Below are 18,913 nucleotides of genomic sequence, written 5' to 3' on the forward strand. Positions count from 1 at the left end.
CCGCCCGCCCGGCCCGTCAGACCCTGCGCACCCCGCCCCGCCACACCGCGGCGGTCAGCGGGACGCCCGGACGGTACGCCAGGTGGACGTGCGAGGGCGCGTCCAGCAGGTGCAGGTCCGCCCGGGTGCCGGGGGCGATCCGGCCGACGTCGGTGCGGCGCAGCGCGAGCGCGCCGCCCGCGGTGGCGGCGTGCACCGCCTCGTCCGGGGTCATGCCCATCTCGCGGACCGCGACGGCCACGCAGAACGGCATCGAACTGGTGAAGCTGGAGCCCGGGTTGCAGTCGGTGGAGAGCGCGACGGCGGCGCCCGCGTCCAGCAGCCGCCGGGCGTCCGGGTAGGGCGCGCGGGTGGAGAACTCGGCGCCCGGCAGCAGCGTCGCGACCGTGTCGCTCCCGGCCAGCGCGGCGACGTCCTCGTCGGTCAGGTGGGTGCAGTGGTCGGCGGACGCGGCGCCCAGCTCCACCGCGAGCCGCACGCCGGGGCCGTGGCCCAGCTGGTTGGCGTGCACCCGGGGCCGCAGGCCCGCGGCGACGCCGGCGGTCAGCACCGCGCGGGCCTGGTCGCCGTCGAAGGCGCCGCGCTCGCAGAACACGTCCACCCAGCGGGCGTAGGGCGCGCAGGCGGCCAGCATCTCGCCGGTCACCAGCTCCACGTACCCGTCCGGGTCGCCGGCGTACTCGGGGGCCACCACGTGCGCCCCCAGGTAGGTGGTCTCCTCGGTGTGCCCGGCGGCGATCCGCAGCGAGCGGGCCTCGTCGGCGGTGCTCAGGCCGTAGCCGGACTTCACCTCGACGGTGGTGGTGCCCTGGCGGAGCATCTCGGCCAGGTAGCGGGTCAGGTTGGCGTTCAGTTCGGCGTCGGAGGCGGCCCGGGTCGCCGCGACGGTGGTGCGGATGCCGCCCGCCTCGTACGCCCGGCCGGACATCCGGGCGTTGAACTCGGCGGTGCGGTCGCCGGCGAACACCAGGTGCGCGTGGCTGTCGACGAAGCCGGGCAGCAGCGCCCGCCCGCCCGCGTCGGTGTGCTCGTCGGCGGCGGGCGCGGCCGCGGCCGGCCCGACCCAGGCGACGCGGTCGCCGTCCAGCACCACGGCGGCGTCGGCCAGCAGGCCGAGCGGGCCCGCGCCGAGGGCGGGGTCGTTGGTGACCAGCGAACCGATGTTGCTGATGAGCAGGCTCATGGACGCGGGGGCCCTTCGGGGTGTCGGGGGCGGGGCGGGTCTCGGCGCGGGGCGGGTCTCAGTGCGGGGCGGGTCTCAGTGCAGGGCGGCCACCGCGTCCGCGAGGGCGCGCCCGGTCTCCGGGACGAGCCGGTGCACGCCGTCCTCGACGACGTGCCGCCCGCCGACCACCAGGTGGCGGACGTCGGCGGCGCCCGCCGCGAACACCGCGGTCTCGGCGCCGAGCACGGGCGGCGGCCCGGCGGTGCGGACGGAGTCGAGGGCGAGGACGCAGAAGTCGGCGAGCGCGCCCGGCTCCAGGCGGCCGGCCTCGGGCCAGCCGAGCGAGGCGTGGCCGTCCGAGGTGCCCGCCTTCAGCAGGGCGCCCGCCGTCCAGTGGCCGCGGGTGCGGGTGCGCAGGCGTTCGTCGAGTTCGAGGGCGCGGGCCTCCTCGAACGGGTCGATGACGGCGTGGCTGTCCGAGCCGAGGGTGATCGGGCAGCCCGCGGAGGCGAGCTGCCGGGCCGGGCCGATGCCGTCGGCGAGGTCCCGCTCGGTGGTGGGACACATGCAGACGGTGGTGGCGGAGCCGGCGAGCAGCCGGACGTCCTCGTCGGTGAGGTGGGTGGCGTGCACGGCGCTGGTGCGCGGGCCGAGGACGCCGTGGTCGGCGAGCAGCCGGGTCGGGGTGACGCCGTGCGCGGCGAGGCAGGCGTCGTTCTCGGCGGTCTGCTCGGAGAGGTGGACGTGCAGCGGGGCCCGGCGGGTGGCGGCCCACTGCGCGACGGTGCCCAACTGCTCGGCGGGGACGGCCCGGACGCTGTGCACGGCGGCGCCGATCCGGGCGTGCGGGCGGTCCGCCAGGGCGGCGGCGCGTTCGGCCCAGGCGTCCGCGTCGCCGTCGGAGAAGCGCAGCTGGTGCTCGGTCGGCCCGGCGCCGAAGCCCGCGGACAGGTAGCAGGTGTCGAGCAGGGTGATCCGGATCCCGGCCCGGGCGGCGGCCTCGACCAGCGCCTCGCCCATCGCGTTCGGGTTCGCGTACGGGGTGCCGCCGGGCGCGTGGTGCAGGTAGTGGAACTCGCCGACGGCGGTGATCCCGGCGAGCGCCATCTCGGCGTACACGGCGGTGGCGAGCGCCAGGTAGCGGTCGGGGTCGAGCGCGGCGGCGACCTTGTACATGGTGTCGCGCCAGGTCCAGAACGTCCCGGAGCCGACCTGGGTGCGGGCGCGCAGCGCCCGGTGGAAGGCGTGCGAGTGCGCGTTGGCCTGGCCGGGCAGGGCGAGCCCGGCCAGCCGGACGGCCCCGGCGGGGCAGGGGCCGCTGCGCGGGGCGACCCCGGTGATCCGGCCGTCCGGGCCGACGGTGATCAGCACCTCGGGCTGGACGGCCGGGCCGTTCGGGTGCGGCAGCCAGGCGTGCTCGGCCCAGTACGTCACGACGGGCGGCATGCGATGTCCTCCAGTGCGGTGGCCAGGGCGCGGACCCCGGCGTGGCAGTCGGCCCGTTCGGCGTGCTCGGCCGGGGAGTGCGAGACCCCGGTGGGGTTGCGCACGAACAGCATGGCGGTCGGGACGGCGGAGGCCAGGATCCCGGCGTCGTGTCCCGCGCCGGTGGGCAGGACGGGGGCGTCCAGCAGCGCGGCGAGACGGTCGCGCAGCGGGGCGTCGAAGTCGACGACGGGGGTGTACGACTCGCGGGTCAGCTCGACCCGGACGCCGTCGCGCTCGCCGCGCTCCACCGCCGACTGCCCGATCCCTTCGACCAGTTGGCGCAGGGTCTCCTCGTCGGGGGCGCGCGAGTCCAGCCAGCCGCGGACCAGCGAGGCGACGGCGTTGGTGCCGTTCGGCTCGACCGCGACCTTGCCGAAGGTGGCCAGCGCCCCGGCCAGCCTGGCCTTCTTGCGGGCGGCCAGCACCGTGGTGGCGTAGGTCAGCATCGGGTCGCGGCGGTCGGCGAGCAGGGTGGTGCCCGCGTGGTTGGCCTCGCCGTGGAAGTCGAACCGCCACCGCCCGTGCGGCCAGATCGCGCCGGCCACCCCGACCGGCTGCCGCTCGGCGAGGAAGCGCCCCTGCTCGACGTGGAGTTCGACGAACGCGCCGATCCGGCCCAGCAGTTCGGGATCCGGCCCGATCAGCGCCGGGTCGTGCCCGGCCCGCTCCATCGCGTCGGGCAGCCGCACCCCGTCGGCGTCGCGCAGCGCGTACGCGGCCTCCCGGCCGAGCACGCCGGTGGCCAGCCGGGAGCCGACGCAGGCGACGCCGAACCGGGCGCCCTCCTCGTCCGCGAAGTTCACGATCCCCAGCGGACGGGTGAACTCCACGCCCCGGGACCGCAGTTCGTCGTACGCGGCGAAGGCGGAGATCACCCCGAGCGGTCCGTCGTAGGCGCCGCCGTCCGGGACGGAGTCCAGGTGCGAGCCGGTGACCACGGCGTCCCCGGCCGTCCGGTCCCCGTGCCAGGCCCACTGGTTGCCGTTGCGGTCCGTCCCGTACGCCAGGCCGCGGGAGCGGGCCTGCTGCTCGAACCAGGCCCGGCACTCGGCGTCCGCGGAGTTCCAGGCGTGCCGCCGGTAGCCGCCAGTGGCGGCGGAGCGGCCCACCGGGAGCAGCTCCGCCCACATCGCGTCGAAGCTCACCGCTCGCCCACCGGGCCGTGCTCGTTCATCGGGACGCGCACCCCGCGCTCCTGCGCGACCTCGGAGGCCCGGTCGTAGCCCGCGTCGACGTGCCGGATGACGCCCATGCCGGGGTCGTTGGTGAGGACGCGGCGGATCTTCTCCCCCGCCAGCGCGGTGCCGTCGGCGACGGTGACCTGCCCGGCGTGGATCGAGCGGCCGATGCCGACGCCGCCGCCGTGGTGGATCGACACCCAGGACGCGCCGGAGGCCACGTTGACCATGGCGTTCAGCAGCGGCCAGTCGGCGATCGCGTCGGAGCCGTCGAGCATCGCCTCGGTCTCCCGGTACGGGGAGGCGACCGACCCGCAGTCCAGGTGGTCACGGCCGATCACGATCGGCGCGGACAGCTCGCCGGAGGCCACCATGTCGTTGAACCGCTCGCCGGCCCTGTCGCGCTCACCGTAGCCGAGCCAGCAGATCCGCGCGGGCAGGCCCTGGAAGTGCACCTTCTCCTGGGCCATGGTGATCCAGCGGTGCAGCGACTCGTTCTCGGGGAACAGGTCGAGCACGGCCCTGTCGGTCTTGTGGATGTCCTTCGGGTCGCCGGAGAGCGCCGCCCAGCGGAACGGGCCCCTGCCCTCGCAGAACAGCGGCCGGATATACGCCGGGACGAACCCGGGGAAGGCGAACGCCCGCTCGTACCCGGCGAGTTGCGCCTCGCCGCGGATCGAGTTGCCGTAGTCGAAGACCTCCGCGCCGCGGTCCTGGAAGCCGACCATCGCCTCCACGTGCCGGGCCATCGACTCGCGGGCCCGGGTGGTGAACTCGGCGGGCTTCTCGGCCGCGTAGGAGGCCATGTCCTCGAAGGCGACGCCGGACGGCAGGTAGGCGAGCGGGTCGTGGGCGCTGGTCTGGTCGGTGACGACGTCGATCGGGGCGTCCATCGCGAGCAGTTGCGGCAGCAGGTCGGCGGCGTTGCCGAGCAGGCCGATCGAGAGCGGCCGCCGCTTGTCCCGGGCCTCGACGGCCAGTTGCAGGGCGTGGTCGAGGCTGCTCGCCTCCACGTCGAGGTAGCGGTGCTCGATCCGGCGGGCGATCCGGGACGGGTCGCAGTCGATGCAGATCGCCACGCCGCCGTTCATCGTGACGGCGAGCGGCTGGGCGCCGCCCATGCCGCCGAGGCCGGCGGTGAGGGTGATGGTGCCCTCCAGGCTGCCGCCGAACTTCTTGTTCGCGACCGCCGCGAAGGTCTCGTAGGTGCCCTGCAGGATGCCCTGCGTCCCGATGTAGATCCAGGACCCGGCGGTCATCTGCCCGTACATGGTGAGGCCGAGCGACTCCAGGCGGCGGAACTCCTCCCAGTTCGCCCAGTCCCCCACCAGGTTGGAGTTGGCGATCAGCACCCGCGGCGCCCACTCGTGCGTCTGCATCACGCCGACCGGACGGCCGGACTGCACCAGCATGGTCTCGTCCTGCCTGAGCCCCTCCAGCGTGCGCACCATCGCGTCGAAGGAGCGCCAGTCCCGGGCCGCCTTGCCGGTGCCGCCGTAGACCACCAGCTTGGACGGGTGCTCGGCGACCTCCGGGTCCAGGTTGTTCATCAGCATCCGCAGGGCCGCCTCCTGCTGCCACCCCTGCGCACTGAGCCCGCTCCCCCGCGCCGCGCGGACCTCGCGCGGGCCGCTCGTCTGCTCTGCCATGGGCCAGCCTCCCTGCCGGATGCAATTCATTCATGAACGACGAGACTGAATATATCCAAACAGGACCACGGCGGGAAGCACCCAACCAGAGGCGCAGGAGAGCCCCTTCAGGGGCTCGGGGAACTGTCGGCAGACGAGCATGCACCTCCAGGGGCCCGGGGAACGGCGGGTCCGTGCTGCTGACGGCCGGAGCCCATCGAAGTGTCCGTGCTGCTGCGTGTCTTCAAGGGAACCGGAAGCAGATGCGCGCCACGGCAGTGCACCGTCAGCAGACTGGGCCTCGCCGTTCCCCGAGCCCCTGGCGGTGCTCTCTGGCGGGGCCCTCTGGCGGGGCCCTCAGGAGATCCGGTCGGGGCGGGTGTAGACGTTCGCGGAGCGGTCGCGGAGGAAGCCGACCAGGGTCAGGCCCAGCTCTTCGGCGAGGTCGACGGCCAGGGAGGAGGGGGCGGAGACGGCGGCGAGGAGGGGGAGGCCGGCGAGGGCGGCCTTCTGGGTGAGTTCGAAGGAGGCGCGGCCGGAGACCATCAGCAGGTGGCCGGTCAGCGGGAGGCGGCCCTCGCGCAGCGCCCAGCCGACGACCTTGTCGACGGCGTTGTGGCGGCCGACGTCCTCGCGGACGCACAGCAGCGACCCGTCCGCGGCGAAGAGCCCGGCCGCGTGCAGTCCGCCGGTGGTGTCGAAGGCGCGCTGGGCGGCGCGCAGCCGCTCGGGGAGTTCGTACAGGACGGCGGCGGGCACGGTCAGCGGGTCGGGGGCGACGTCCCAGCGGGAGCGGGTGCGGACGGCGTCGACGGTGTCGCGGCCGCACAGGCCGCACGCGCTGGTGGTGAGCAGGTTGCGGTGGGCGGAGAGCGCGGGGCGGGCGCCGCGGACGGTGGCGTCGACGACGTTGTACGTGTTGGCGCCGTCCGCGTCCGTCCCGGCGCAGTAGCGCAGCGCGGCGAGTTCGTCGGTGGCGCCGACCAGGCCCTCGCCGACCAGGAACCCGGCGACCAGGTCGAAGTCGTGGCCGGGGGTGCGCATGGTGACGGTGAGCGCCTCGCCGCCGATCCGGATCTCCAGCGGTTCCTCGGCCGCGAGGCTGTCGGGCCGCACGGAGCGCCCGTCCCCGTTCAGCCGCACCACTCGTCGTCGTTCCGTCGCCCGCGCCATGCGTCTCGCACCTCCGCGGGCTAGTCAACCACCCGTCAGGCGTCCACGGCGCGCAGCCGGATCGCGGCGCCGGGGATGCCGTAGAGGGTGGCGCTGAACAGCGCCATCGCGCCCAGGCCGTACGCCCGGCCGAAGAACACGGCGATCGCGATCGGGACGAGCAGCAGGGCGAGGAAGTAGGTGCCGCGGAGCTCGACCCGGACCCGGCCGCCGGCAGGGACGTCCACGTGCACCGCGTTGGTGCGGACGTTGCGCAGGGCGCGGAGCCGGATCCGGTGGGTGCCGGGGGCCAGTACGACAGGGGTGGTGCCCCCGGGCTCGGCCCAGCCGAGCGGGGTGCCGCCGCTGTCGACGCGGTACCGATTGCGGCCGGGCCCGGCCACCCGGACCATCAGGATGCCGTTCTTGCCGTCCGCGGTGCCCATCGCCGTCCCCTCCGCCCGTACGCCCGTGCGGGGACGGAGCATAGCGCTGCGGCCGCGACCCTGCTTGTCACATCACCATTCACCTGATGAGATTGTGCATATGGATATGCACAGTGTCGTCGTCCAGGTCGGCAAGGCCGACGTCAGCGCCGAGGACGTCCTCGCCGTCGCCCGCGGCGGGGCCCGGGTGGAGATCGGGCCGGACGCGCTCGCCGAGATGGCCGCGGCCCGGGCCCGGATCGACGCGCTGGCGGCCGAGCCGCGGCCGGTGTACGGGGTGTCCACCGGGTTCGGCGCGCTGGCCGTGCGGCACATCAGCCCGGAGCTGCGGGCCCAGCTGCAGCGTTCGCTGGTGCGCTCGCACGCGGCGGGCATGGGGCCGGTGGTGGAGACCGAGGTCGTCCGGGCGCTGGTGTTCCTGCGGATGAAGACGCTGGCCTCCGGCCGCACCGGCGTGCGCCCGCTGGTCGCCGAGACGATGGCCGCGCTGCTGAACGCGCACATCACCCCGGCGGTGCGGGAGTTCGGCTCGCTGGGCTGCTCCGGCGACCTCGCGCCGCTCTCGCACTGCGCGCTGGCGCTGATGGGCGAGGGCACCGCGTTCGGCCCGGACGGGGTGGAGCGGCCGGCCGGCGAACTGCTCGCGGAGGCCGGCATCGCCCCCGTCGAACTGCTGGAGAAGGAGGGCCTGGCCCTCATCAACGGCACCGACGGCATGCTCGGCATGCTGGTGATGGCCCTGGCCGACCTGCGCCGCCTCTACACCACCGCCGACGTCACCGCCGCGATGAGCCTGGAGGCGCTGCTCGGCACCGACAAGGTGCTCGCCCCCGAGCTGCACGCCCCGATCCGTCCGCACCCCGGGCAGGCCGCGTCCGCCGCCAACATGCTGTCGGTGCTGCGCGGTTCGGGCCTGACCGGCCACCACCAGGACGACGCGCCGCGGGTGCAGGACGCGTACTCGATCCGCTGCGCCCCGCAGGTCGCGGGCGCCGGACGGGACACCCTGGCGCACGCCGCGCTGGTCGCCGAACGGGAGCTGGCTGCCTCGGTGGACAACCCGGTGGTGCTCCCGGACGGCCGGGTCGAGTCGAACGGCAACTTCCACGGCGCGCCCGTCGGCTACGTGCTGGACTTCCTGGCGATCGCCGCCGCCGACCTGGCCTCGATCGCCGAGCGGCGCACCGACCGGCTGCTCGACCGGGCCCGCTCGCACGGCCTGCCCGCCTTCCTCGCCGACGACCCGGGCGTCGACTCCGGCCTGATGATCGCCCAGTACACCCAGGCCGCGCTGGTCAGCGAGAACAAGCGGCTGGCGGTGCCCGCCTCGGTCGACTCCATCCCGTCCTCGGCGATGCAGGAGGACCACGTCTCGATGGGCTGGTCCGCGGCCCGCAAGCTGCGCCGCGCGGTGGACAACCTGGGCCGCGTCCTCGCGGTGGAACTCGTCGCCGCCGCACGGGCGTTGGAGATCCGGGAGCAGGCCGCCGCGCAGCCCGGCGTGCTCGCCCCGGCGACCGCCGCCGCCGTCGCCGCGGCCCGCGCGGCCGGGGTCGGCGGCCCGGGCCGTGACCGCTTCCTCTCGCCGGACCTGGAGGCCGCGGCCGCCCTGGTCGCCTCAGGCGCCCTGCTGGCGGCCGTCGAGGAGGTCACCGGACCGCTCTCCTGACCCCTGGCGGGACGGGCGGGCCGCACCCACCGGAACCGGCCCACCGGCCTCCGGACCCGCCCGTCCCGCCAGTCGATACGCGATTGCCCACCTGCCGGGACTGCGCGACAGTCGTCCCACCGTCGAAGCCACCGGCGACCGTCCAACCGAGCGTGGAGGTACCGCACATGACCGCCCTGGACGAGACCGGCACCACCGCCGGGCCCTCCGCCCGGCTGCTCCACCTCTTCGAGGGCCACCGGCTCACCCCCACCCAGCGGCGGATCGCCCACTCGCTGGTCCGGCACGCCGCCGAGGCGCCGTTCCTGTCCAGCGTCGAGGTCGCCGAACTCGCCGGGGTCAGCCAGCCGTCGGTGACCAGGTTCGCGGTCGCGCTCGGCTACGACGGCTACCCGGCCCTGCGCAAGCAGCTGCGCGAGCTCGGCGTCGGCGAGAGCGGCCCGGCCGAGAGCCACGACGAGGTGGTGCGCAACGAGCACCAGCAGGCCGTCCTCGCCGAGATCGAGCACCTGCGGCACCTCGCCGAACTGCTCGCCGACCCGGCCCCGATCGTCCGCGCCGCCCGGATCCTGGCCGCCTCCCGCCCGCTGCCGGTGCTCGGCCTGCGGGCCGCCTCCGCGCAGGCCCGCGGCTTCTCGTACTTCGCCGGCAAGGTGCACCCGGACGTCCGGCTGCTCGACGAGGGCGGCTCGATGCTCGCCGACCGGCTGGAGCAGGCCGCCGCCGCCGGGGCCACCGCGCTGCTCTGCTTCGCCCTGCCGCGCTACCCGCGCGAGCTGATGGACGCCCTCGCGGTGGCCCGGGAGTGCGGCCTGACCGTGCTCACCGTCGCCGACTCGGCGTTCGCCCCGGTCGCCAAGCTCTCCGACGTGCTGCTGCCCGCCGCCGTCGGCACCGGCCTGGTCTTCGACACCGCGTGCGCGCCGATGATGCTCGGCCGCGTCCTGCTGCAGACCATGTGCGACGAACTGCCCGGCGCCGAAGCCCGGTTGGAGGCCATCGAGCAGTCCGCGACGGCCCGTCAACTCTTCCTGGACTGACACCTGTTGTTTGCCGAATGACACCTTTTCGTCGGGTTGGCGCCGGGTGCTGAGCGGGCATCCCTCTGAGAAGGGAGAAAGACAGCTCGGACGGGGGAAGTCCCATGCCACCGCCGATCCACCAGATGAGACTCACCGGACGGCTCGGTTCCGGGGCCGACGAATGGTCCTGCCCGCTCTGCGGCCGCCGCATCGCCCTGCGCCGCCCGCCCAACCCCGAACTGGTCGTCCTCGACCCCGGCGACGAGGAAGCCGTGCACATCGGCGTCCTGGAGCCCGGGGACGGAGCGGCCGAGGAAGCCGCCGCCCGCTACGGCGTCGGCCCGGTCCAGCACATCCCGCGCCCGCCGGCCCGCCCCGGCCAGCCGACCCCCGAACCCGACGCGGCGGACCGCCGCTGGCTGGCCGAGATCGGCATCGACTGGGACGGCGACGAAGCGGCCTGACGCCACCTCAGGAGCGCTATCGTGTCCGCCGGAGAAGGGGGAGACGGATGGACGTTCGACGGGCCACCGGGTGGGGGTGCGCCGGGGTGGCACTGCTCGCCGAGGCCGCCCTGGCCTGGGGCGAGCACGAGACCCGCTCCGGCGGCCGGACGGTGCTCGCCGACAGCCTGGGGCAGGCCGACTGGCTGCCCGCCCTGATCACCGCGGCGGCCCTGGCGGCGGCCCTGCTGCTCGGCGGCCGCCTGGTCCGGAAGGTCGTGGCGATCGGCACGGCCCTGCTCGTGGGCCTGTCCGCGCTCGGCCTCGCGGCCGCGTGGGGCCTCGGGCTGGGCGTGGACCCGCCGCGCTACCCGGAGCAGAAGACCGTCAGCGCCGCACCCGGCGGCGCCGACCGCGTCCTGACGGTGATCCACCACGGCACGGACACCACCGAGACCGAGTCGCAGGTCTGGGAGGTCCAGGTCGAGAACGGCTCCGGCTGGTCCGGCCGCCGCTGGACGCTCCTCACCGCCGCCGGCAGGTTCCCGGGCAGCGGCGCCTTCACCGAGGCCCACTGGAACGGCCCCGACCGGGTCACCGTCAGCACCGACCTCGACTCCCGCACCTACGACTTCTCCGGCGGCACCCCGGTCCTGCTCCCCTCCTGAGCGCCCCGCCAGGAAGCCCCGGCTGAGAGCCCCGGCTGGGAGCCCCGACAGAGAGCCCCGCCAGGGAGCCCCGCCAGGGGCTCGGGGAACGGCGAGCACGGGTCTGCTGACGGTTCACTGCCGTGGCGCGCATCTGCTTCTGGTTCTGTCACAGACACGCAGCAGCACGAACCTCCGATGGGCTCCGGCCGTCAGCAGCACGGCCCCGCCGTTCCCCGGGCCCCTGATTGTGCATGCTCGTCTGCCGACAGTTCCCCCGACCCCTGGAGGGTGCTCCCCTACGCCGGGGGCGGTGAGCTGGGGCCGCTGAGGGCGACCGCGATCAGGGCGCGCAGGGCGGGGGCGGTCTGGGTGAGGGGGAGGGTGGATTCGTCGGCGAAGAGTTCGAGGAGCCAGCCGCCGGCCGGGTTGCAGCCGCCGGCTGCGGCCATCGCGCGGTAGCCGGAGACGACCATGACGGCCTCCTCGGCGGCGTCGTTGCCGGGGGCGCCGGCCCGGAGGGTGAAGGAGCCGCCGGTGACGGTGCGGGAGGTGAGGGGGTAGTGGCGGAGGTCGAAGACGGCGTCGGGGGCCTCGATCTGGGCGCGCTGGGTCTGGGCGCGGGCGCTGGCGGGGCCGCCGGTCATCCGGTAGACGGCGTGCCGGGCGGTGCGCATCAGGCAGGAGCCGGGTGGGACGTAGGAGATCCACCAGCCGACGGCGTTGAGCAGCCGGGCGGCGGTCTCGGCGACCAGGGTGAGCCGGCCGAGGGTGTCGGCGGGGTGGGTGCCGCCGCCCTGGTCGAGGGCGCCGAGGACGGCGGTGAGGAGCTGGCCGGGGTCGGCGCTGTGCGCGGCGCCGCGGAAGCGGCGGCGGTCGCCGTTCGGGCGCCCGCCGGGGGCCTTGCGCCGGGGGTCGGCGGCGTCGGCGAGCTGCACGGTCGGGTCGGGGGCGTACGCGGGGCCGTGGCTGCGTCCGGCAACGACGGGGTGGGCGGCGCGGCCGGCCTTGGCGCGGTACTGGGCAGCGTCGGCGAGCCGGAACAGGCGGTCGGGGGTGGTGACCGGGCCGATCGAGTCGCCGGTGGAGGCGATGCCGCAGGCGACGCCCTCGCCGTCGGTCAACTCCAGGGCGCGGGCGCAGAGTTCCTCGGCGATGGCGACCACTTCGTCGGCCGACTGGCCCTCGGCGAGCAGGCAGAACTCGTCGCCGCCGAGCCGGGCGGCCAGGCTGCCGGGGAGTTTGGCGGCGGACAGCGACAGCTGGTGGGCGAAGCGTTCGAGCAGGCGGTCGCCCATCTCGTGGCCGAGCTGGTCGTTGACCCGCTTCAGGCCGTTGACGTCGCAGACCACCAGGGAGACCACCGCGCCGTCCCGGGTGTGGGCCTTGAGCGCGGTGTCGAGGCGGGCGTCGACGGCGCGGCGGTTGGCGAGGCCGGTGAGGGCGTCGGTGAAGGCGAGGCGGCGCAGGTCGGCGACGCGTTCGGTCTGGGCGAGGCCGGCCGAGACCTGGGCGGCGAGCAGGGTGGCGTACTCGGCGTCGGCGTCGGTGAAGGCGGGCATGCCGGTGCCGCGGGCGAGGTAGAGCTCGCCCCACGCCTGGCCGTGCAGGACGATCGGCGCGACCAGGCAGCAGCCGCGGCCGCGGCGGCGCAGTCCGGCGGCGCGCTGGCGGCAGAAGGCGCCGGAGCCGTGGTCCTGGTGGCCGGTGTGCGGGCCGGTGTCCTCGGCGGTCTGGGTCCAGGCGCGGGGCAGCCGGCCGGTGGTCCAGTGCTCTTCCAGGTAGGTGACGATCTCGGGGAAGTCGGCGACGGGGTAGGACTCGTCCTCGGGGAGCTCCTCCTCGCCGGGGGCGAGTTCGCCGTGGTTGACCAGCACCCGCAGCCGTCCGGACTCGCGGTCCCAGACCGAGACGGCGGCCATGGTGGCGCCGAGCGCGGAGACGGCGCGGACGGCGGCGGCCCGAACGGCCTCCAGCGGGGTCATCGCGCCCGCCATGTCCTGGGCGAGTTCGACCACGGCCTGTAGTCGCAGGTCGGGTGCCGCCGCCTCGAACGAGGCCCGCTCGTCCATGGTCGCCTCACTCACCGTAAGCCTTCTCCTCTGCCCGCGTGACCCTTTTACCCAGCCTAGGGCGGTCCGTGCGGTTTTCGGGTGAGGAAGCGGGGAGCGGGGTCAGTCGGCGGCGGGCGCCCGGGTGAGCAGCCAGGGTTCGACCAGGCCGAGGCCGCGGACGGGGCGGCGCCACATCGGCTGGAGGTGGAAGCGGTGGCCGGGTCCGGGTGCGCTCTCCGGGAGGGCGGCGGTGCCCTGCTGTTCGAGCGCGGCGGCGAGTTCGCCGTCGACCAGGACGGCGTCCTTGGGGGCGATCGAGGTGAGCCGGGAGGCGAGGTTGACGGTGGTGCCGAAGACGTCGCCCATCCGGGAGGTGACGGTGCCGAAGGCCATGCCGACCCGCAGGGCGGGCATGTTGTCCTCCTTGGCGAGGGTCTCGACCAGGGAGAGGGCGATCTCGGCGACGGTGGCCGGGTCCTCGGAGACGAACAGGATCTCGTCGCCCAGGGTCTTGACCACCCGGCCGCCCTGGCCGGCGATCAGGTCGGAGCAGGTGTTCTCGAAGCCCTCGACGAGTTCGCCGAGCTCCTCCTCCTCCAGCCGGCGGGAGAGCCGGGTGAAGCCGACCAGGTCGGCGAAGGCGACGGCGAGCCGGCCGGAGGTGACCTCGTGGTCCTCGGCGGCCTGGACGACCCGGCCGGTGACGGCGGCGAGCTGGCGGCGCCAGACGTAGACCAGGAACTGCTCCAGTTCGGGGAGGAGCAGTTCGACCAGCGGATAGGCGACGTCGGAGCGGCTCATGCCGGGTTCGACGGGCTGGGTGAGGTTGTCGAGGAAGGTGTCCATCTGCCAGCCGGCCAGCCGGGCGGTGGTCTGGCCGGTGGAGCGGGCGACCTGGATCGCCATGGGTTCGCTGAGCAGCCCGGACTCGATCAGGCCGGACAGCCGGCGCAGCGCGATCACGTCGTTGTCGGTGAGGGCGCGGGACTGGCCGATGTCGGGGAAGCCCATGGCGCGCCAGAACCGGGTGGCGAGGTCCATCGGGACTTCGGCGGCGCGCGCGGCCTGGTACGGGGTGTACTTGCGCGGCGCGTCGAGGATCAGCCGCTCCAGGTCGGTGGCGACGTTGGTCCCGTCGTCCGTCGCGCCGCTGCCGGAGCCCGTCGTGGCGCCGCCGTTGTCTGTCACCGGTCCGTCCCCGTGCGGCCAGCCGCACTTGTGTCTTGCCGTCCTTGAGGTGCGGGCACGCGACCACCGCGGGGGTAGTGGCGAGCCTCACACCGCTGCCAGGTGGAATGTTCGCACGGAATCGCGTAATCCGGGGCATCCGCCCGGCAGCCGGTCGGTCGGTCCCGCAGGGTGAGACCGGAGCGCCCCGGCCCTGCTCAGCCCCGCGGGCGCACGCGTCGGCCCCGCGGGCGCACGCGTCAGCCCTGCGGGCGCACGTGCACCACGTCCCCGGCGGCGACGGGGTGCCGGGCGCCGTCGGGGGTGCGCACCACCAGGCGGCCGTCGCCGTCCACCGCGACGGCCTCGCCGAGCAGTTCGCGCTCGCCGGGCAGTTGGACCTTCACCGGCCGGTTCAGCGTGGTGCAGCGGGCGGTGTACGCGGGCAGCAGGCCGCTGGCGTGCGGGTCGCCGCCGGCGGCCGTCCACTCGCCGTACAGTTCGGCGAACTCGCGCAGCACGGCGCGCAGCAGGGTGGGCCGGTCGGTGGTCTCCGCGCCGGCCAGTGCCAGCGAGGTCGCGGTGGGGACGGGGAGTTCGTCGGCGCGCAGCGAGACGTTCAGGCCGAGGCCGGCCACCACGGCGCCGCCGGACAGTTCGGTGAGGATGCCGCCGAGCTTGCGCTCCTGCCCGTCGACGACGGCCTGCAGGTCGTTGGGCCACTTCAGGCCGGTGCGCACCCCGGCGACCCGGTCGAGGGTGGCGGAGACGGCGGTGCCGACCAGGATCGGCAGCCAGCCGTAGTGCTCCACCGGCACGCCCCGCGGGCGCAGCAGCACCGACAGGAACAGCCCGGAGCGGGGTGGCGCGTTCCACCGGCGGTCGAGGCGGCCGCGCCCGGCGCTCTGCGACTCGGCGACCAGCACGGCGCCCTCGGGTGCGCCGTCCTTGGCGCGGGCGGCGAGGTCGGCGTTGGTGGAGCCGGTCTCGCTCACCACATCGAGTGAGGTCCACAGCGCCCCGGGGCGCACCAGGTCGAGCCGCAGGGCGCGTTCGTCCAGCGGCGGGCGCTCCAGGTCGGTCCACGGGGAGGGGCCGTCGTGGCCGAAGCCGCGCAGGCCGGAGCGGCGGGGGCGGGGGCTGTCGGGAGTGGTCACCGGACCAGCCTAGGCCGCCGCGCGGACGCCGCACGCCGCTTCATCGTCCCGCAGAAGACGCGGTGGGACGATGTGGCGATGGCCATAACCACGCGCGCGTCGGCGCTGGTTACGCTACTCAACGGTAGACCGCAGCGCCGCCCTGCCCGCACTCCTCGCACGCCCGGGCCGGCGGCCGAGGACGCAGGGAGAGCCACCGGAATGACCCAGGCACCGCAGGACCCGCACACCACCGCCGGGAAGCTCGCCGACCTGCGCCGGCGGATCGACGAGGCGGTGCACTCCGGCTCGGCCGCGGCAGTCGAGAAGCAGCACGCCAAGGGCAAGCTGACCGCGCGCGAGCGGATCGTCGAACTCCTCGACGAGGACTCCTTCGTGGAGTTCGACGAGTTCGCCCGGCACCGCTCCACCAACTTCGGCCAGGAGAAGAACCGCCCGTACGGCGACGGCGTGGTGACCGGCTACGGCACCGTGGACGGCCGCCAGGTCGCCGTGTTCGCGCAGGACTTCACGGTCTTCGGCGGCTCGCTGGGCGAGGTGTTCGGCGAGAAGATCGTCAAGGTGATGGACTTCGCGCTGAAGACCGGCTGCCCGATGATCGGCATCAACGACTCCGGCGGCGCCCGGATCCAGGAGGGCGTGGTCTCGCTCGGCCTGTACGGCGAGATCTTCCGCCGCAACGTGCACGCCTCCGGCGTGATCCCGCAGATCTCGCTGATCATGGGCCCGTGCGCGGGCGGCGCGGTCTACTCCCCCGCCGTGACCGACTTCGTGGTGATGGCCGACAAGACCTCCCACATGTTCATCACCGGCCCGGACGTGATCAGGACCGTCACCGGCGAGACCGTCGACATGGAGGAGCTCGGCGGCGCCCGCACCCACAACACCAAGTCCGGCAACGCGCACTACCTGGCCGCCGACGAGAAGGAGGCGATCGAGTACGTCAAGGCGCTGTTGTCGTACCTGCCCTCCAACAACCTCAGCGACCCGCCGGCCTACCCCGAGGAGGCCGACCTCACCGTCACCGCCGAGGACCTCGAACTCGACACCATCGTCCCGGACTCGGCGAACCAGCCGTACGACATCCGCCGGGTGATCGAGCACGTCCTGGACGAGGGCGACTTCCTGGAGGTCCAGCCGCTGTACGCGGGCAACATCGTGATCGGCTTCGGCCGGGTCGAGGGCCACCCGGTGGGCGTGGTCGGCAACCAGCCGATGGACCTGGCCGGCTGCCTGGACATCGCCGCCAGCGAGAAGGCCGCCCGCTTCGTGCGCACCTGCGACGCCTTCAACATCCCGGTGCTGACCTTCGTCGACGTGCCCGGCTTCCTGCCCGGCACCGGCCAGGAGTGGGACGGCATCATCCGGCGCGGCGCCAAGCTGATCTTCGCCTACGCGGAGGCCACCGTGCCGCTGATCACCGTCATCACCCGCAAGGCGTTCGGCGGCGCGTACGACGTGATGGGCTCCAAGCACCTCGGCGCCGACCTCAACCTGGCCTGGCCGACCGCCCAGATCGCCGTGATGGGCGCCCAGGGCGCGGTCAACATCCTGCACCGCCGGGAGATCGCCGCCGCCGAGGCCGAGGGCCTCGGCGAGGAGCGCCGCGCCGAACTCCTCGCCTCCTACGAGGACACCCTGCTCAACCCGTACCTGGCCGCCGAGCGCGGCTACGTCGACGCGGTCATCGCACCCAGCGAGACCCGGCGGCACATCGTCCGCGGCCTGCGCGCGCTGCGCGGCAAGCGGGAGGCGCTGCCGCCCAAGAAGCACGGCAACATCCCGCTCTGATTCCCGAAGGGACCCCTGCGCCATGACCCCCATTCAGGTGCTGCACGGGCAGCCGACCCCCGAGGAGCTGGCCACCGTCCTGGCGGTGGTCCAATCCCGGGCCGCGGCGCGGGCCGCCGACGCCCCCGCCCGCGGCCCGGCCACCGCCTGGACCACCCGCACCCCGCGCCCCCTCCCCGCCCCGGGCCCGCACGCCTGGCGCACCAGCCTCTGGCCCGTCCGGTAAGAACGGCGAGAGGCGAAACCAGGGGCTCGGGGAACGGCGAGGCCGTGGCTGCTGACGGTTCACTGCCGGAGCGCGCATCGGCTTCCGGTTCCGTTAAAAACATGCAGCAGCACGAACCTCCGATGGGCTCCGGCCACCAGCAGCACGGCCCCGCCGTTCCCCGGGCCCCTGAATGCGCTTCCCGCCGTTCGCACCGAGTCCCTGAAGGGGCTCTACCCGAGTCCCTGGACGCTCACTTCTCGCGGCCGGTCAGCGTGAAACTTCCCGGGCCGAGGACGGCGATCAGCAGGAAGGCCCAGCAGAAGAGCACCGCGGACTCGCCGCCGTTCTGGATGGGGAAGAGCGCGTTCTCCTGGTGGACGGTGAAGTAGGCGTAGGCCATCGAGCCGGAGGCGACGAGCGCCGCGACGCGGGTGCCCAGGCCGAGCAGGACCAGGGAGCCGCAGACCAGTTGGATGACCGCGGCGTACCAGCCGGGCCAGGTGCCGGCCTTGATGCTGCCGCCGCCGTAGGCGCCGCCGAGGACGCCGAACAGGGAGGCGGCGCCGTGGCAGGCGAAGAGCAGCCCGACGACCGCGCGGTGCAGGGCGATCAGGTGGGGGCGGGCCGCGGCGGTGGTGGTTCTCGCCGTGGTGGTGAACTGGGACATGGTTTGTCTCCTCAGCCGAAACCAGTGGGGTGGTTCTGGAGCTGTGCGCGTGCCCTGACCATGTGGGGTGACATGGCGTCGGGCACGGGAGCAGGCCGGCGACCGCACGCCGCCGATCATGGACCCGACAATCCAATTGCTCTATTGCAGGCAACGGGGGGCCCGGCGTCAAGGGGTACCCGAACCGTTCCGGTGCGCAGGACTGAGTACGGATACTCAGGCGCGCCCGGCCCGCCCGTTGCAGGCTGGTGTGGTGCTCTGGTCAGACCCCCGCGACGAGCCGTCGCAAGAGGCTCGTGAGGTGCAGCGCAGGCTGCGCCGGACGGCGGTGCTGATCGCGCTGCTGGCGCTGCTCGGGGCGGCCCTGGTGCTGGTGTAGGCGGAGGTCGCCCGTCGCGGCACTAGGCTTGTCCGCATGACCGCTCGCCGCCCGCTGGTTCTCGCGTCCGCCTCCCCCGCCCGGCTGGGCCTGCTGCGGCAGGCGGGCCTGGATCCGCTGGTGCGGGTGAGCGGGGTGGACGAGGACGCGCTGAGCGCCGACACGCCGGGCGAGCTGGCGCTGGTGCTGGCGGTGGCGAAGGCGGAGAAGGTCGCGGGCGAGCTGGCCGGCGAGCCGGGCGAGCCGCCGCTGGTGGTCGGCTGCGACTCGGTGCTGGAGCTGGACGGCGCCGCGCTGGGCAAGCCGGCCGACGCGGCGGAGGCCGTCGCCCGCTGGCGGGCGATGCGCGGCCGCGAGGGCGTGCTGCGGACGGGTCACTGCGTGATCGACACCGCGACCGGGCGGCGGGCGGGCGCGACCGCCTCGACCACCGTCCGGTTCGGGACGCCGGACGACGCCGAGGTCGCCGCGTACGTCGCCTCCGGCGAACCGCTGCACGTGGCCGGGGCGTTCACCCTGGACGGCCGTTCGGCACCGTTCGTGGAGGGGATCGACGGCGACCCCGGCAACGTGATCGGCCTGTCGCTGCCGCTGCTGCGCCGCCTGCTCGCCGAGCTGGACGTGCGCATCACCGACCTGTGGGCCTGACCCC

The 18,913-nt window shown here is 74.5% G+C and carries 17 protein-coding genes and 1 pseudogene; 8 read left to right on the forward strand and 10 right to left on the reverse strand.

All coding sequences use genetic code 11. The features are described 5' to 3' along the window. Positions 1–16 precede the first annotated feature (16 nt). The 6 genes from hutI to ACFUEL_RS06735 all read right to left on the reverse strand — a co-directional run bounded on the left by hutI (position 17) and on the right by ACFUEL_RS06735 (position 7,057). On the reverse strand, positions 17–1,183 hold the full coding sequence (gene hutI / locus ACFUEL_RS06710; protein WP_380234933.1) for an imidazolonepropionase: 1,167 nt from the start codon (positions 1,181–1,183) through the stop codon (positions 17–19). 75 nt (positions 1,184–1,258) lie between these two features. Next, positions 1,259–2,611, reverse strand: coding sequence for a formimidoylglutamate deiminase (locus tag ACFUEL_RS06715; protein ID WP_380234934.1), 1,353 nt, complete (start codon positions 2,609–2,611; stop codon positions 1,259–1,261). Then, a complete protein-coding gene (locus tag ACFUEL_RS06720) occupies positions 2,596–3,783 on the reverse strand; it encodes an allantoate amidohydrolase (RefSeq protein WP_380234963.1) in 1,188 nt (395 codons plus the stop codon). Before ACFUEL_RS06720 ends, ACFUEL_RS06715 begins: the two co-directional genes overlap by 16 nt. Before the next feature lie 11 nt (positions 3,784–3,794). Next, positions 3,795–5,480 carry a urocanate hydratase gene (gene hutU, locus ACFUEL_RS06725; RefSeq protein WP_380234936.1) on the reverse strand — a complete coding sequence of 562 codons (1,686 nt, stop codon included), beginning with the start codon at positions 5,478–5,480 and terminating at the stop codon, positions 3,795–3,797. Positions 5,481–5,816: 336 nt separating this feature from the next. After that, positions 5,817–6,632: a formate dehydrogenase accessory sulfurtransferase FdhD gene (gene fdhD, locus ACFUEL_RS06730; RefSeq protein WP_380234937.1), complete on the reverse strand. Its 816-nt coding sequence runs from the start codon at positions 6,630–6,632 to the stop codon at positions 5,817–5,819. A 35-nt stretch (positions 6,633–6,667) separates the two neighbouring features. Beyond that, complete coding sequence (locus tag ACFUEL_RS06735) at positions 6,668–7,057, reverse strand: hypothetical protein (protein ID WP_380234938.1); 390 nt, start codon at positions 7,055–7,057, stop codon at positions 6,668–6,670. A gap of 106 nt (positions 7,058–7,163) precedes the next feature. On the opposite strand from ACFUEL_RS06735, the gene hutH reads away from it, so the two are divergent. The 4 genes from hutH (at position 7,164) to ACFUEL_RS06755 (ending at position 10,859) form a co-directional block, all read left to right on the forward strand. After that, positions 7,164–8,726, forward strand: a complete 1,563-nt coding sequence (gene hutH, locus ACFUEL_RS06740; protein ID WP_380234964.1) for a histidine ammonia-lyase — start codon at positions 7,164–7,166, stop codon at positions 8,724–8,726. Positions 8,727–8,893: 167 nt separating this feature from the next. Then, positions 8,894–9,766 carry a MurR/RpiR family transcriptional regulator gene (locus ACFUEL_RS06745; protein ID WP_380234940.1) on the forward strand — a complete coding sequence of 291 codons (873 nt, stop codon included), beginning with the start codon at positions 8,894–8,896 and terminating at the stop codon, positions 9,764–9,766. Between the two features lie 104 nt (positions 9,767–9,870). Continuing rightward, complete coding sequence (locus tag ACFUEL_RS06750) at positions 9,871–10,212, forward strand: hypothetical protein (protein ID WP_380234941.1); 342 nt, start codon at positions 9,871–9,873, stop codon at positions 10,210–10,212. 47 nt (positions 10,213–10,259) lie between these two features. Beyond that, positions 10,260–10,859 carry a hypothetical protein gene (locus ACFUEL_RS06755; RefSeq protein WP_380234942.1) on the forward strand — a complete coding sequence of 200 codons (600 nt, stop codon included), beginning with the start codon at positions 10,260–10,262 and terminating at the stop codon, positions 10,857–10,859. A gap of 836 nt (positions 10,860–11,695) precedes the next feature. On the opposite strand, the pseudogene ACFUEL_RS06760 reads toward ACFUEL_RS06755, so the two are convergent. The 3 genes and pseudogenes from ACFUEL_RS06760 to ACFUEL_RS06770 form a co-directional block, all read right to left on the reverse strand. Next, positions 11,696–12,835 (reverse strand): annotated as a pseudogene (locus ACFUEL_RS06760) (diguanylate cyclase domain-containing protein); the annotation flags it as partial. A gap of 177 nt (positions 12,836–13,012) precedes the next feature. Further along, positions 13,013–14,080 carry an adenylate/guanylate cyclase domain-containing protein gene (locus ACFUEL_RS06765; RefSeq protein ID WP_380234943.1) on the reverse strand — a complete coding sequence of 356 codons (1,068 nt, stop codon included), beginning with the start codon at positions 14,078–14,080 and terminating at the stop codon, positions 13,013–13,015. A 239-nt stretch (positions 14,081–14,319) separates the two neighbouring features. Then, positions 14,320–15,216, reverse strand: coding sequence for a biotin--[acetyl-CoA-carboxylase] ligase (locus ACFUEL_RS06770; protein WP_380234945.1), 897 nt, complete (start codon positions 15,214–15,216; stop codon positions 14,320–14,322). Positions 15,217–15,417: 201 nt separating this feature from the next. On the opposite strand from ACFUEL_RS06770, the gene ACFUEL_RS06775 reads away from it, so the two are divergent. Both ACFUEL_RS06775 and ACFUEL_RS06780 read left to right on the forward strand, forming a co-directional pair. Then, the gene (locus tag ACFUEL_RS06775; protein ID WP_380234947.1) at positions 15,418–17,007 is read left to right on the forward strand and encodes an acyl-CoA carboxylase subunit beta; all 1,590 of its coding nucleotides are present in this window, start codon (positions 15,418–15,420) and stop codon (positions 17,005–17,007) included. A 22-nt stretch (positions 17,008–17,029) separates the two neighbouring features. Continuing rightward, positions 17,030–17,233, forward strand: a complete 204-nt coding sequence (locus tag ACFUEL_RS06780) for an acyl-CoA carboxylase subunit epsilon (RefSeq protein ID WP_380234948.1) — start codon at positions 17,030–17,032, stop codon at positions 17,231–17,233. Between the two features lie 232 nt (positions 17,234–17,465). Here the strand turns inward: ACFUEL_RS06780 and ACFUEL_RS06785 are convergent, their stop codons facing one another. Further along, positions 17,466–17,882, reverse strand: a complete 417-nt coding sequence (locus ACFUEL_RS06785; protein WP_380234949.1) for a DoxX family protein — start codon at positions 17,880–17,882, stop codon at positions 17,466–17,468. 253 nt (positions 17,883–18,135) lie between these two features. Here ACFUEL_RS06785 and mmpB point away from each other — a divergent pair, with 253 nt between their 5' ends. Continuing rightward, complete coding sequence (gene mmpB / locus ACFUEL_RS06790) at positions 18,136–18,261, forward strand: morphogenic membrane protein MmpB (RefSeq protein WP_380234950.1); 126 nt, start codon at positions 18,136–18,138, stop codon at positions 18,259–18,261. A gap of 36 nt (positions 18,262–18,297) precedes the next feature. Then, positions 18,298–18,909 (forward strand): Maf family protein, encoded by a 612-nt coding sequence (locus ACFUEL_RS06795; protein ID WP_380234952.1) that lies wholly within the window; start codon positions 18,298–18,300, stop codon positions 18,907–18,909. Positions 18,910–18,913: the final 4 nt, after the last annotated feature.

Source organism: Kitasatospora sp. NPDC057198, from assembly GCF_042670125.1.
In the GTDB taxonomy this organism is placed as follows: domain Bacteria; phylum Actinomycetota; class Actinomycetes; order Streptomycetales; family Streptomycetaceae; genus Kitasatospora.